This is a genomic window from Methylobacillus gramineus (assembly GCF_020532675.1).
In the GTDB taxonomy this organism is placed as follows: Bacteria; Pseudomonadota; Gammaproteobacteria; order Burkholderiales; family Methylophilaceae; genus Methylobacillus; species Methylobacillus gramineus.
Genome location: NZ_JAJAVE010000001.1, coordinates 987,708 through 1,001,389, shown reverse-complemented (window position 1 = coordinate 1,001,389; position 13,682 = coordinate 987,708). Strand labels below are relative to the sequence as shown.

Genomic DNA, 13,682 nt, shown 5'->3' with positions numbered 1-13,682 from the left:
TTGTTGTGTATTTTCGGTTATACTAATGCGATTAAGAAATTCGGCACTTTGACCTAGATTCCTTGGTCAGCCAGCCTTAATGCAGGCAACCACGTTTTTCAGATTTAATTTCTGTATTCATTTCAAGGAGGAGCAATAATGGCTAATTTATTCGATCAACTGAAGGAAATCACGACTATTGTTGCGGACACTGGCGACGTAGAAGCGATCAAAAGCGTTAAGCCTTACGATGCAACAACCAATCCATCCCTGTTGCTGAAGGCAAGCACACTGCCACAATACGCTCCGCTGATCGACGAAGCGATTGCTTATGCCAAGTCCCAAAGCAACGATAAGGCCCAACAAATTGAAGATGCAGCTGACAAGTTGGCTGTATTGATTGGTCAGGAAATCCTCAAGCATATTCCAGGCAAGATCTCCACCGAAGTGGATGCACGTCTGTCTTTTGATACAGATGCCATGGTGCAAAAGGGCCGTAAGCTGATCAAGCTTTATGCTGATGCTGGTATTTCCAAAGACCGCGTACTGATCAAGCTGGCTTCCACTTGGGAAGGTATCAAGGCGGGTGAAATTCTTGAAAAAGAAGGCATTAACTGCAACCTGACCCTGTTGTTCAGCTTTGCTCAAGCACGTGCCTGTGCTGAAGCTGGCGTATTCCTGATTTCTCCATTCGTTGGCCGTATTCTTGACTGGTACAAGGCGAAGACTGGTGAGGCTTACACTTCTGAAACTGATCCAGGTGTAGTCTCTGTACGTAATATCTACGCTTACTACAAAGCGCACGGCTACAAGACAGTGGTGATGGGTGCTTCTTTCCGTAATATTGGTGAAATCACTGCGCTGGCTGGTTGTGACCGCCTGACAGTGTCGCCTAACCTGCTGGAAGAATTGAAAGCCACTGAAGGCAACCTGCCACGCTTGCTGGTGGACAATGGTGCTACCACCGAACGTCCTGCTCTGCTGACAGAGAAGGAATTCCGTTTTGACCAAAACGAAGATGCAATGGCTACTGAAAAGCTGGCTGAAGGCATTCGTGGTTTTGTTGTGGATCAAAACAAGCTTGAAAAGGCACTTGCAGAAAAGTTGTAATTCTGCACTCCGGATGTTGGGGCTGATATGCGTTGACATCCGGTCGTTTTGACGATTAAGATTGATGTTCCGCTTTTTGTATGAAAAGTTGTTTTAAGTAGTATTAAATTTGTAACCCTATTGGAGGAAGTATCGTGGCATCGACACAAATGGCATTAGATTCATTGGATTTCGACGCAACTGTAGCGCTGGCTGAAAAAGTAGCCCCACACGTTGACATTCTTGAAATCGGTACACCATGTATCAAGCATAACGGTATCAAGTTGCTGGAAACTCTGCGTGCTAAGTTCCCAAACAACAAGATCCTGGTTGACCTGAAGACTATGGATGCTGGCTTCTACGAAGCTGAGCCTTTCTACAAGGCTGGTGCTGACATCGTTACCGTTCTGGGTGTAGCTGATCTGGGTACAATCAAAGGCGTAATCGACGCAGCTAACAAGTACGGCAAGAAAGCTCAAGTTGACCTGATCAACGTATCTGACAAGGCTGCTCGTACTAAGGAAGTTGCTAAGCTGGGTGCACACATTATTGGTGTTCATACTGGTCTTGATCAACAAGCTGCTGGTCAAACTCCTTTCGCTGACCTGGCAACTGTAACTGGCCTGAACCTGGGTCTGGAAGTTTCTGTTGCTGGTGGCGTTAAGCCAGCTACTGTTGCACAAGTTAAAGATGCTGGTGCTACCATCATCGTTGCTGGCGCTGCTATCTACGGTGCTGCTGATCCAGCTGCTGCTGCTGCTGAAATCACTGGCCTGGCTAAGTAATTTTTCGCTAAAGCCTAGCTAAAATAAAAATCCACCATACATAGCTCCCTGAGCTAAGTTGGTGGATTTTTTATTATGCTTTTTACAATTCATCATCGTTTAAATTAAGGTGATTGCTATGAATAAATATCAAGAGCTTGTTGTTAACAAGCTGACCAGTGTCTTGAACAGCACTGCAGAAGGTTTTGAAGACCAGATTTTGTCCCTGGTTGAGGGTGCTGGTCGCACTTTCATTGGTGGTGCTGGCCGTTCCTTGTTGGTATCCCGTTTCTTTGCCATGCGTCTTGTACACGCGGGTTACCAAGTCAGCATGGTGGGTGAGGTTGTTACTCCCAGTATCCAGGCTGGTGACTTGTTCATCGTGATCTCTGGTTCCGGTGGAACCGAGACTCTGCTTCCCCTGCTGAAAAAAGCCAAGAGCCAAGGTGCCAAGATTGCTGTAATTTCCATGAAGGCACAGTCGCCAATGGCGGAATTGGCTGACTTGGTAGTGCCAGTTGGCGGTAACGATGCACATGCCTTTGATAAGACCCACGGCATGCCAATGGGAACCATCTTTGAGCTGTCTACCTTGTTGTTCCTCGAATCTACCATTGCCAAGCTGGTGGATCAAAAAGGACTGACTGAAGAGGGTATGCGTGCTATTCACGCTAACCTTGAGTAATCTTGCAAGAAGATAAGTAATCGAAAACCCGGAAAATTGATCATAGATTTTTCGGGTTTTTTGTTTTTACCCCGATATTTTTACTGCTGGTGAACTTATCAGGAAGCAGGATGTACTAATCGCCATCGTGTGAGCGATTGATGCTCTTTTAGGCATGAATAGCAAGCTCTTCGAGGCGTTTTGTATATTGGTTGGTATGGAAGCAAATGAATCGTGTGACAATTCACATGAATTTCATAAACAATGTATAATATCAACCAAATTTTCGGCTTGGCGTTAAACAGACGTAAAGCACTTTATGGCATAGCTAACCCGGCAATGTCAGGCTTGTTTCTACGGAAACTTTATATTGGAGAATGAAATGGCAGTTATTGATCGTGTTTTAGTAGGTGAAGCTCTTGTTATTGACAATCGTCCTGACGGCAGCGGCCTTGACCTGCTGAACGTAGCTCACATCGATCTGATTATTGGCCCACGTGGTAGCGCTGCAGAAGATGCTTTCTGCCGTACGCTTACTGACCAAAAAGAAGGCGTAAATGGCCTGTTGGCTATTGTTGCACCTAACCTGATGGTTAAGCCAGCGACTGTAATGTTCAATAAAGTAACTATCAAGAACGGTAAGCAAGCTGTTCAAATGTTTGGCCCAGCACAACGTGGTATCGCTTTGGCTGTGATGGATTGTGTTGCTGATGGCACTATTCCTCAAGAAGAAGCTGATGACGTATTCATCTCTGTAGGCGTATTTATCGACAGCCGTGCTGATCTTGACGAGCGTATCCAAGAGTGGAACTACCAAGCGACTAAGCAAGCTATCAAGAGCGCTGTAGCTCGCGAGCCTAAGGTTGCTGATGTACTGAAGGCATATAAGGAATCTGCTCACCCATTCCAAGCTAAGTAATTGCTTGATGTGGAGTGCTAACCTGGATAACAGGTTAGGCTAGTAGAAAAAACGCCCCGGCATGTAAATGTTGGGGCGTTTTCTTTTTGGCTGATCGAGGCGATTCAGTGCTGGCCTGGATGGTGACTTGCTGGGTTGATCTTGAACAGTTCTGTCGCACTTAGGCTGCCATGATGTAAGGCACTGGCAACCAATACACCCGCAATCTCCAGTTGTGCCAGATGCATTACATCCTGCAGATGGCGTGTGCCACCTGCGGCATAAATGTTCAGATGGAAGTGCTCTTGTTTAAAAGCCTTGAGCCTGTCGAAATCTGGGCCCGCCTGGCTGCCTACCTGCTGTAGCGTCATGATGATCACATTGTCTGGCCATAACTCAATATTGCTGAGTAATTCTGCCGGGCCTTGATAGCCAGCCAGGCTGAAATCCAGTGAAAGCGTAAAGCGCGCATTACATGCCTGAGCAATTGCCTGATAAGTGTTAAGGTCAGACAGGCTCTCGCTACCTATGATTATTTGAAGATTCAGGTCAGTCCAGGTAGCCAGATCCGCCACCGATGATATGCCTGCATCCAGCCAGATTTCCAATTGAGGGTAGGCTTTGGTAATTTCGGCAATCGTGCCGCTGTGATTGCCTCGTTGTTGTATGGCATCAATATCCGCAATATACATCTGCTTGAATGGGTATAATTCCAGCAAAGCCGCCACGATATCTAGAGGCGCGCTGGAATTGCAAAGCGCTGACTGTATAGGTTGATAATGTTGACGTTCGCCTTTTTTGGCATGCACGACCTGCCCATGCATCAAGTCGATTACTGGGATAACTTTCACTCATCTTCCTTCATATTTCATGCCTGAACAAAAACCTGTGAAAATTTTTGTCTGTGAGTACATCACTAGCGGTGGATTATACCGCGAGGAACTTCCAGGGTCCCTGGCGCAGGAAGCATTGCTCATGCGCGATGCGCTGCTACATGACCTGGCTTCCATTGATAATGTCGAGGTCATGATTGTCAGTGATGCCCGTTTGCCTGTGCCTGACAATGTGGAACACGTAGAGATATTGCCAGCGCAAACTGATCCTTGGCCAATCTGGCAGCAGGCCATGCTGGAGGCGGATCTGGTATGGCCGGTCGCTCCTGAGAGCGATGGGGTCTTATACCGTCTTTCTCAGATGATTGCGTTATTGGGCAAGTGCTCTTTGTCCAGCCCGGCAGAGGTGGTGAAGATTGCGTCCAGCAAATACGCTACCTTTCAATTATTGCATGCCGCAGGAATGACTGTGGTGGATAGCCATCACTTTCCCAGTGTGCCGGTTGCGTCTGCCTGGGTAGCAAAGCCTGATGATGGTGCGGGTTGTGAAGATAGTCATTACTTTGAGCACCAGGAACAATTGCTGGAATGGCTCAGGCAGGGCCGATTGGTCAGCCATATCATACAGCCCTATATCGAGGGGCACGCGGCCAGTATTTCCATGCTCTGCAAGCATGGGCACGCATGGGTATTAAGCTGTAACCAGCAAAACGTTCAGCTTGAGAATGATAGTTTCAGCTATTCGGGCAGTGTGCTGAATGGCATGGCGGATTGCTGGCAGCAATTTACTGTCATTGCCTCTCAAGTAGCCCAGGCCATGCCCCAGTTGTTTGGCTATGTCGGTATTGATGTGATAGTAGATCAGCAGCAACAAGTGCATATGCTGGAGGTGAACCCGCGCTTGACGACCTCATATGCTGGCTTGCATGGCGCAATCGGCCATAACCCGGCACGCCTGATACTGGAGTTGTTCTATAATGAGCAACTCCAGCTGCCGCAGGATTTGCAGCGCAATAGAGTCGAAGTCAAATTGAATGTCTGAACCGATACAGTCTACACAGAAGTTTATCCTCGGCTGGGATATCGGCGGTGCCAATCTCAAGGCCGCGTTGATTAAAACTGATGGCATAGCGGTCAATGTCATGCAGTTATCTTGCCCGTTATGGCATGGCTTGGGCGAGCTGGATAAAGCCATTGAACAAGTGCTGCAACGTGTTGGCCCGGTTGAGGCTACGCATGTGGTCACAATGACTGGTGAGCTGGCGGATATCTTTCCTGATCGGCCGACAGGCGTGCTGGAAATTGCTGGCCGCATCAAGGCTCAGCTGGGCGATGAAGTACTTTTCTTTGCAGGCAAGAGTGGTTTCGTCACGTTTGAGCATATCAAGGCCCAGGTTAATGCGATTGCCTCGGCCAACTGGCTGGCAAGTGCTGCCTTTGTTGCAAGCAAGTTAAAGCAGGGCCTGTTTATTGATATTGGCAGTACGACTGCTGATTTTGTTTTGCTGCATGATGGGATTCCGGCCAACCTGGGCATTAGTGATGCTGATCGAATGCAGCGGGAAGAGTTGATCTATACCGGTGTGATCCGTAGCTCATTGATGGCATTGGCCTCCAGTATTACTTTTGCGGGTGAGTGGCAGAATGTGGCCGCTGAGCATTTTGCGACCACTGCAGATGTGTACCGTCTCACAGGGGATCTGGATCCGATGGAGGATATGGCTGCCACTGCAGATGGCGCAGGCAAGTCGATTGAGGAAACTAATCGCCGTTTGGCACGCATGGTAGGGCGAGACTCTGCAGATGCAGACAGTGCCGCCTGGGTGCATTTGGCGCAGGCTTTCAAGCAGCAACAGCTGGGGCTGTTGCGTCGCGCGGCCTTGCGTCACCTTTCGCGCAATTTGATTGCGCCTGGAACTCCTTTTATTGGCGCCGGCGTCGGTACTTTTCTTGTGCGCGAACTGGCCCAGCAATTGGGTCATGAATTCATTGATGTCAGCTCATTGCTAAAAGCTGAATCCGATAATGTACGTAATTGGGCGGGGGTATGCCTGCCTGCATATGCCGTGGCCAACCTGGGCATAAAGTGAACATGTTAAGACAAGAACTCCCCTATCAATCCGATAGCTCCACGCTGTTTGCACGGATTGCGCAACGGCCATGGGCTATTTATCTCGATAGTGGCCGACCATATAACGATTATGGCCGCTACGATATTCTGGTCGCTGATCCGGTGATGACATTCTCCACTCAGGGTCATGAGACCGAAATTCACGATCAACATGGTCAACGCATTTCCACGGAAGATCCATTTGCATTGTTGAAGCAGGTGTTGCAGCAATACGCCAGGCTGCCGGGAGATCTGCCTTTTACAGGAGGGGCAGTGGGCTATTTTGGTTATGATCTGGCTCGACGCCTTGAAAAACTGCCAGCACATGCGATTGATGGTGAGCATATTCCGCAAATGATGGTGGGCATCTATGACTGGGCGGTGGTGGTGGATCATCGCGAACAAAAGACCTGGTTGGTGTCCTCTACTCTGCATGAAGAAACGCGCAACCGCTGGTCTGATCTGTGTACTCTGTTTGCTGACCCGACTCCTCACTTAGCATCTGCATCCTCATTTCATGTCATGTCAGACACAGCCTCCAATCTCGATCTTCCGGCTTACGAGCGCGCATTTGACAGAATCCAGCACTACATTCATGAGGGAGATTGCTACCAGGTCAATCTTGCACAGCGTTTTAGCGCACAGGCGGAAGGCGATAGCTGGATTGCCTATCAACGGTTGCGCAGCGTAGGTTCAGCCCCATTTCTTGCCTTCATGAATTTACCCGGCCTGCAGGTGTTGTCTGGCTCTCCAGAGCGTTTCTTGCAAGTGAGTGGACGTCATGTAGAAACCCGTCCTATCAAAGGTACACGGCCACGTTCCAGTGACCCTGCAGAAGATCATGCGCAGGCGACAGCGTTACAACACAGCTTGAAGGACCGTGCGGAAAATCTGATGATTGTCGATTTGCTGCGCAATGATATTGGCAAGAGTTGCGCCACAGGGTCAGTCAAGGCTGATCGTTTGTTCACCCTGGAAAGCTATACCAACGTGCATCACCTGGTGAGCATCGTGACAGGCAAGCTGGAGGGGGAGCATACGGCGATAGACCTGCTCAGAGGCTGTTTCCCTGGTGGTTCCATCACGGGTGCCCCCAAACTGAGATCCATGCAGATCATTGAGGAGCTGGAACCGCATCGCCGCGGAATTTATTGTGGGGCTATCGGTTATATCGGGTTTGATGGCAATATGGACACCAATATTGCCATACGCACAGCAGTGTACTCTGCTGGCGAAATACGTTTTTGGGCCGGAGGCGGGATTGTGGCTGATTCCGAATCGGATAAAGAATATCGCGAAACTTGGGATAAGGCGTCGACTATGCTGCAACTTGTAGAGTATTTCCGAGGAAATCAACATGTGGGTCATTAAGCTCGGCGGCAGTCTGTTAGGGTCTCCAGAGTTGAATATCTGGCTGGATACGGTGGCCCGTCATGGGGATGGCAAGGTGTTGATTGTGCCGGGCGGCGGGATTTTTGCCGATGCTGTACGGGATGCCCAGATCAGTAGCGGCATTGATGATGCTACCGCTCATCGCATGGCAGTCATGGCGATGGATCAGTATGGTGTCCTGATGACAGGCCTTAGTCCGCGCCTGGTGACGGCACGCAGCGAGCTGGAAATCGCCGAGCGTGGCTGGCAGCATCGCGGGATTGTGTGGTTGCCCAGCGATATGGTATGTGCCGATGACACCATTCCCATGAACTGGGAAATTACATCTGACAGTCTGGCTGCTCACTTGGCCGCCAAGCTCAATGCTGAACACCTGATTCTGGTCAAGTCCTCACGGCCCGATGCAGATCAGCAGGTTTCGCTGGAAAAGCTGACCAAGGAAGGGTTTGTTGATGCCGGTTTTGGTGACCATATTGCAGGCAAAGCCTTTAATACCTGGGTAGTAGGGCGGCAAGACTGTGTTGCCTTTAGTGAGGGATTTGTCTACGACGAGCTGGAACGTGTTGGCTTGCCGGTCAGATGTTCCTGGAATTGAGAAAGGAAAATCGATGAGTGAATCTAATGAACGTGTGTATAGCGAAGCCGAGATAGAGTCTGTGCTCAAAGCCGAGCTGCCCCATTGGTATTATGAGGATGGCTGGATCAGGCGCAAGTACAAAACCAGTGGCTGGAAAGCTACCCTGATGGTAGTGAATACCGTAGGGCACCTGGCTGAGGCGGCCTGGCATCATCCTGACCTGACGGTTTCCTATGCCTTTGTCATCGTCAAGCTATGTACACACAGTGCCAAAGGGATTACCGACAAGGATTGGGAGCTTGCCCGCAAGATTGAATCGGTGATCCAGTGGCAACCCGGGAAGGAAGCGGGTGCACTGGAAGGAACACCCAATGAGGATGTACGCTTCAAATATCTCAAATATGATGACTAATGAGCGGTAATACTTAAAAAAACGGCTGAGATGATTCTCAGCCGTTTTTTTTTCCTGTTTGTTCTCCTCCCTTGTTTTGCAGCCTAAAGAACATTCCCTGCTTGACGATAAGTAAATTGAGGGAATATCATATTTATCACATTTATCAAATTTGCAGTAGTGGTGATGCCTAAGCACTGGGCTTGCGCAAGCGTAAAGTCCAGTGGTGTTTCTAGTCCATGCAAGGAGAATGAAAATGATAGCAACGATAAAGCAATGCCTGGTTAATCTGTATCACGATGAGGAAGGGGCGAGCGGTATTGAGTATGCCTTGATTGCTGCGATGGTAGCCGTGGTGCTCTCAGTTTTCGTCACTCCTGTCGGAAATGCAGTGAAAGGTATTTTCCAGAGTATTCAAAATGCACTTGTACCTCCAGCTTAATATATTGATTGATACGTTAAATAGTTAACCGTATGTCAATTTTGATCATATCTGTTTGGGCTGGCATCATCAGTTTTTATGACTTCACCCAACGCAGAATTCCCAACGCACTTAGCCTGGGAGCCTTGTTGTTTGGCCTGGGTTATGTGGTGATTGCGGGACAGACTTACTACGGCCAGCCTGTTTCCTCTGCCCTTTGGGGGCTGGCCGTGGCTTTTTTATTGACGATTCCGGGCTATGCCAGTCATAGCCTGGGTGGGGGCGATGTCAAGTTACTGGCTGCCATTGCTGTTTTGTGCGGTTTCAAGGTGGTAGTGGCCAGTTTTGTCCTGGCCTCACTTGGGGTGTTAAGTGTGCTGATGGCATGGTGGTATTTCAGTCACCAATTGATTGCTCTTGGCTGGATGCCGCTTGTACCACGGGAACGCAAGCGCCGTTATATCCCATTTGGTGCTGCGCTGGCCCTGGGCATGTGCGTGGCAGTGCTGTTTCCGGAATTATGGGGGATGCAATCATGGCAAATCTGAATCTTGCACATAAACGCCAGCAATCGGGGGCAGCGGCCATTGAGTTTGCCATGCTCTTCATGCTGTTCTTCACCTTGTTTTATGCTCTGGTGACTTACTCCATCGTGTTCCTGTTGCAGTCCTCTTTTGTATTTGCTGCCTCAGAAGGGGCGCGTTCGGCAATCGCGGTCGACCCCATGGCCTATAGCAGCTCAGCACTCTATGCCAACAATGGCGTTTCTTCCAGGGTGAGAAGTACCGTGAGCAGTTCTTTGACATGGATGCCGCAACGTATTCGTGATCATGTGCTCGGTATCAATAACAGCAAGGTAGTGGTAGAGGTTGCTGGTAATGCGGTCACTGTCAGGGTGATGTACCTCAATTACAACACTAACCCGGTGATTCCTATCCTGAATATTCCTGGCTATGGCCCCATGTTGCCCATGCCACTTAATTTACAAGGAAATGCCTGGGTGAGTCTTGTCTGATTCTGATGATTAAGCTGGTTTCTAAGAGCGGGACATAATAAAAATGAGCGGAAATGCATTAAGAATCACAGCAGTTTTTTTGCTAATCGGGGCAGTGTTGTTGGGCTGGTATGGTGTCAGGGTGAGCCAGCAGCCTGATGCAGTCGCTCCTGCCACACTGTCAGTGGCGAAGTATGCACAAGTGGTGGCAAGTCAGGATATTCCTGCCGGGCATGCATTGAAGCCTGAAGACTTGACCTTGGCAGACAGCGAGACGCAAACGCCTCTGGCCTATCAATCCACCGCAGATTTGATTGGACGTACAGTAGGCACTGACATCAGTAAAGGCAGTCTGCTGTTGCCCAGTCATTTTCCCAGGCGCGGTGAAGCTGCCCAGCTACTCAAGCCTGGTGAACGCGGAGTCGCCATCAAGGTTGACGAAGTGATCGGTGTCGGTGGCTTTGTCGAGCCAGGCGATCATGTTGATGTGCTGGTCTACCTCAATACCAGTAATGGTTTGTCCACGGACAGTTCAGCCCAATCCATCCTCAAGGATGTACGGGTCATCAGTTACGGTGAGACCTTGCAGCAGAGTGACCCAGCCTCCTCAAACGCTCCCCCGGCCGCCACGCCCTTGATTGCTGGTAATAGTAATACGGGCAAGGCACAGGCAATGAGTGGTCACTCTGCTGTACTTGCCGTCAAGGAAGAAGATGTTGCCCGCCTCATGTTGGCATCCAGTGGCGGTACCTTGCGCTTGTCTCTACGTGGTGCTGCCTTGGAAAAATCCGGTATTGCGAGTGATTTTGTACGATTGTCTGAGCTTTCAACAGGCAAGCCAGCAGCGGTAACAACCGAATTGCCCAGGCCGGTCCGCCAATTGGCAGCTCCGGCGAAGGGAACTGTCACCAGTGTCATTATTCATGCGGGTGAAAAGACCGAAACTGTCAGCTTCAAAGGACAATAAATGACAGCGTTTAACTTGAGGGAGCGGGGCATTGGCCATTTTTCCTGGCTGTTCGGGATGAGTTTGTGCCTGCTGGGGCAGGGCGCATGTGCTGAAGAGATCAATCTAAGTCTGGGCCAGCAAAAGCTCTATGAGCATCCCGTGGTCTTGCAACGCGTGGCGGTGGTTAATCCTGAGGTGGTGGCCGTGACGCTGATCAACCCCAAGACCTTGATGATGATCCCGAAAGCGGTTGGTGCTACCGAAATCAGCCTGTGGGATGGCAATACCACGCAACCGGGGCGCGTGTTGCACATTACCGTTGCACCATCATCCGCAGTAGAGGCGCAGGGTTTGAATGCTGCCCAGGCAGGTGACCTGCAAGTGGAGGCTGCAGGCAATGGGCTGGCACTGGTCGGCGAGGCGAAATCGCTGGAGGAGCATGCGCGTGCGGTGGAATCCTTGCAAAAAGATCGCAAGGGCGTACTGGATGTGTCCAGCAGTGGCTTTGATAGCCACGTGCAGATTGATATCAAAGTGGTGGAGGTCAGTCGGCAGAATGCGATGCGCTTTGGTTTTCTGATGGGGCGCAATAGCCGAAGCCACGAGGGATTTGGGGTGGTATCCCCACCCGGTACCTTATCTGGCGTGGAAAATACTGATAGTGGTTTTAACTTTTCAAGTGGTTCTGGGTTTTTACCGGTATTGAATGCGTTCAATCTGGTATTGGGCAATCATGGTTCCGGTTTGCTGGGCACCATCAGCGTCCTTGAAACCAATGGGTTTGCTTATACCCTGGCTGAGCCTTCTTTGTCCGCAATTTCTGGCCAGACGGCTACTTTCTTGGCTGGTGGCGAATTCCCAGTGCCGATTCGTACCGGCGGTGGTTCAGATAGCGCGATCACCATACGCTACAAGGAGTACGGCGTCAGGCTGATGTTGACGCCCACCATACTCAGTGGGGAGCGGATATTTCTGAAAGTCGCTCCTGAGGTGAGTGAGCTGGACTTTGCCAATGCCGTGCAAACGGGGGGTGTATCAGTGCCAGGCCTCAAGGTACGACGTACTGAAACCAGCGTGTCATTAGGTAATGGTGAGAGTTTTGTGATCAGCGGCATGGTCAGTCGTAATACGGTCAACAATATCGACAAAATGCCCTGGCTAGGCAATATCCCGATTATCGGTGCATTTTTCAGTTCCAAGCGTTTTGACCGGGAGGACAAGGAGTTGTTGATGGTGGTGACGCCGAGATTGGTGCGACCCATTGCGCGCAATGCTGCCTTACCTGAGTTGCCAGGCAAGGAACTCAAGGATTACAAGCCTTCCTTCAGCGAGTTTTTCCTGTCGCGCGAGGCTTATCCCAAATCCAGTTCAACAGGGATGTCACGATAATGCCAGATAGCAGAAATTACATCGTAGTAAGCAATGGCGATGAGTGCATACGCTGGCTGAAGGGGATATCCGATCATGCCAGCAAGTTCATCTTTGTGGAGGAGCAGAATATCCCCAAGGTGTTGCAACTGGTGGAAGCAGTCAATATCAATGCAGTACTGCTGCATATGCGCTCTCAGGATTTTCGCCAGGAGGTGGTGTTGTCGCCTGCCTTTCTGCAGGAAGTGGCCTTCATTGAGGAAATCAGTGCCACCAGGCCAGATCTGCCTGTGCTGGCGTTGGCGGATACTGCCGACGAACAGTTGCTATTGACGATCATGCGGGCTGGCGCCCGTGATTTCATGCGCGTCGGCAGTAAGGAGAATGAGCTGCTGTCGGTATTGGGTCGTTACAGCCTGATCAGGCGCGAATATGCTATTCCACAGCAGGCCACGGGAAAGATTACCGCCATTATCAACGCACGTCCCGGTACGGACTCCGTGATGTTGGCCATCCATCTTGCCCAGGCATTGCAGGAAAGGGAACCCACACTGCTGGTCGATCTGGGTACGCCTCACGCTGACAGTCTGTTATTCATGGGGGTGACAGCGAAATACAGTTTTGTTGATGTGATGACTAACCTGGCACGTATTGATGCCACCCTGATCGACACCGGTTTTGCCAGGCATAAGTCTGGTCTGACGGTGTTGTCCATGCCGGAAGATCCCGAAGATGACTTCCGCATCTCTCCCGCCGATATCTACACAGTGCTGCGCACCTTGCGCAAGAGCTTCTCGCAGATTGTCATCAACCTGGGTGGTGTGACGCGGGTGGATTTCCTGCAGATTTTGCTTTCGACGGTGGACCGTACCATCCTGGTTGCCGAACAGAGTGTGCCAAGTTGCAAACGAAATTACGAATTACTGAAAGCGTTGCGCGCGCAAAAACTGGAATTGCAGAACACAGGATTGGTGCTGGATCATTATCTGGGCCGCATGATGCCGGATGCCAACAGCATTGCCAGTTCCTTTGATTTACCTGTGCTTTGTCTGCTGCCTCCCGCTGGCATGGTCAGGCTAGCCTCGGTCAATACCGGAGACAGTATTTTCGAGCAAAATCCCAAGAGCCTCTACGCCACCAAAGTACGTGAGCTGGTGCAAGTAGTGATGGAAAGCCGGGAGCCTCCATCTAAGTCCGGCCTAATGGCAAATGTGCAGCGCCTGTTGGCTGAATTGAATTTTTCCAGACGGTAG

16 protein-coding genes are annotated in these 13,682 nt (G+C 50.2%); 15 read left to right on the top strand and 1 reads right to left on the bottom strand.

Going from position 1 to position 13,682, the window contains the following annotated elements; translation table 11 throughout:
- Positions 1 to 138 precede the first annotated feature (138 nt).
- The 4 genes from tal (at position 139) to fae (ending at position 3,415) form a co-directional block, all read left to right on the top strand.
- On the top strand, positions 139 to 1,089 hold the full coding sequence (gene tal, locus LG201_RS04680; protein ID WP_226771001.1) for a transaldolase: 951 nt from the start codon (positions 139 to 141) through the stop codon (positions 1,087 to 1,089).
- A gap of 134 nt (positions 1,090 to 1,223) precedes the next feature.
- Positions 1,224 to 1,853 carry a 3-hexulose-6-phosphate synthase gene (gene hxlA / locus LG201_RS04675; RefSeq protein WP_226771000.1) on the top strand — a complete coding sequence of 210 codons (630 nt, stop codon included), beginning with the start codon at positions 1,224 to 1,226 and terminating at the stop codon, positions 1,851 to 1,853.
- Between the two features lie 118 nt (positions 1,854 to 1,971).
- On the top strand, positions 1,972 to 2,517 hold the full coding sequence (hxlB, locus tag LG201_RS04670) for a 6-phospho-3-hexuloisomerase (protein ID WP_226770999.1): 546 nt from the start codon (positions 1,972 to 1,974) through the stop codon (positions 2,515 to 2,517).
- A 361-nt stretch (positions 2,518 to 2,878) separates the two neighbouring features.
- Positions 2,879 to 3,415, top strand: coding sequence for a formaldehyde-activating enzyme (gene fae / locus LG201_RS04665; RefSeq protein ID WP_226770998.1), 537 nt, complete (start codon positions 2,879 to 2,881; stop codon positions 3,413 to 3,415).
- 104 nt (positions 3,416 to 3,519) lie between these two features.
- Here the strand turns inward: fae and LG201_RS04660 are convergent, their stop codons facing one another.
- On the bottom strand, positions 3,520 to 4,245 hold the full coding sequence (locus LG201_RS04660) for a HisA/HisF-related TIM barrel protein (RefSeq protein ID WP_226770997.1): 726 nt from the start codon (positions 4,243 to 4,245) through the stop codon (positions 3,520 to 3,522).
- Between the two features lie 19 nt (positions 4,246 to 4,264).
- Here LG201_RS04660 and LG201_RS04655 point away from each other — a divergent pair, with 19 nt between their 5' ends.
- From LG201_RS04655 to LG201_RS04605, 11 genes are all read left to right on the top strand, one after another.
- Positions 4,265 to 5,269: an ATP-grasp domain-containing protein gene (locus tag LG201_RS04655; RefSeq protein WP_226770996.1), complete on the top strand. Its 1,005-nt coding sequence runs from the start codon at positions 4,265 to 4,267 to the stop codon at positions 5,267 to 5,269.
- Positions 5,262 to 6,317, top strand: a complete 1,056-nt coding sequence (locus tag LG201_RS04650) for a hydantoinase/oxoprolinase family protein (protein ID WP_226770995.1) — start codon at positions 5,262 to 5,264, stop codon at positions 6,315 to 6,317. Before LG201_RS04655 ends, LG201_RS04650 begins: the two co-directional genes overlap by 8 nt.
- 2 nt (positions 6,318 to 6,319) lie before the next feature.
- A complete protein-coding gene (gene pabB, locus LG201_RS04645; protein ID WP_226770994.1) occupies positions 6,320 to 7,708 on the top strand; it encodes an aminodeoxychorismate synthase component I in 1,389 nt (462 codons plus the stop codon).
- Entirely contained in the window at positions 7,695 to 8,324 is a 630-nt protein-coding gene (locus LG201_RS04640) for an amino acid kinase family protein (RefSeq protein ID WP_226770993.1), read from the top strand. The genes pabB and LG201_RS04640 overlap by 14 nt, the downstream gene beginning before the upstream one ends.
- Before the next feature lie 13 nt (positions 8,325 to 8,337).
- Positions 8,338 to 8,718, top strand: a complete 381-nt coding sequence (locus LG201_RS04635; protein ID WP_226770992.1) for a 4a-hydroxytetrahydrobiopterin dehydratase — start codon at positions 8,338 to 8,340, stop codon at positions 8,716 to 8,718.
- 235 nt (positions 8,719 to 8,953) lie between these two features.
- Entirely contained in the window at positions 8,954 to 9,139 is a 186-nt protein-coding gene (locus tag LG201_RS04630) for a Flp family type IVb pilin (RefSeq protein WP_226770991.1), read from the top strand.
- Positions 9,140 to 9,171: 32 nt separating this feature from the next.
- Positions 9,172 to 9,666: an A24 family peptidase gene (locus LG201_RS04625; RefSeq protein WP_226770990.1), complete on the top strand. Its 495-nt coding sequence runs from the start codon at positions 9,172 to 9,174 to the stop codon at positions 9,664 to 9,666.
- Complete coding sequence (locus LG201_RS04620) at positions 9,654 to 10,133, top strand: TadE/TadG family type IV pilus assembly protein (RefSeq protein WP_226770989.1); 480 nt, start codon at positions 9,654 to 9,656, stop codon at positions 10,131 to 10,133. Before LG201_RS04625 ends, LG201_RS04620 begins: the two co-directional genes overlap by 13 nt.
- Before the next feature lie 79 nt (positions 10,134 to 10,212).
- Positions 10,213 to 11,079 (top strand): Flp pilus assembly protein CpaB, encoded by an 867-nt coding sequence (gene cpaB, locus LG201_RS04615; RefSeq protein WP_264193265.1) that lies wholly within the window; start codon positions 10,213 to 10,215, stop codon positions 11,077 to 11,079.
- Positions 11,080 to 12,450 carry a type II and III secretion system protein family protein gene (locus tag LG201_RS04610; protein WP_226770987.1) on the top strand — a complete coding sequence of 457 codons (1,371 nt, stop codon included), beginning with the start codon at positions 11,080 to 11,082 and terminating at the stop codon, positions 12,448 to 12,450. It begins immediately after the preceding gene.
- Positions 12,450 to 13,682 carry an AAA family ATPase gene (locus LG201_RS04605; protein WP_226770986.1) on the top strand — a complete coding sequence of 411 codons (1,233 nt, stop codon included), beginning with the start codon at positions 12,450 to 12,452 and terminating at the stop codon, positions 13,680 to 13,682. The genes LG201_RS04610 and LG201_RS04605 overlap by 1 nt, the downstream gene beginning before the upstream one ends.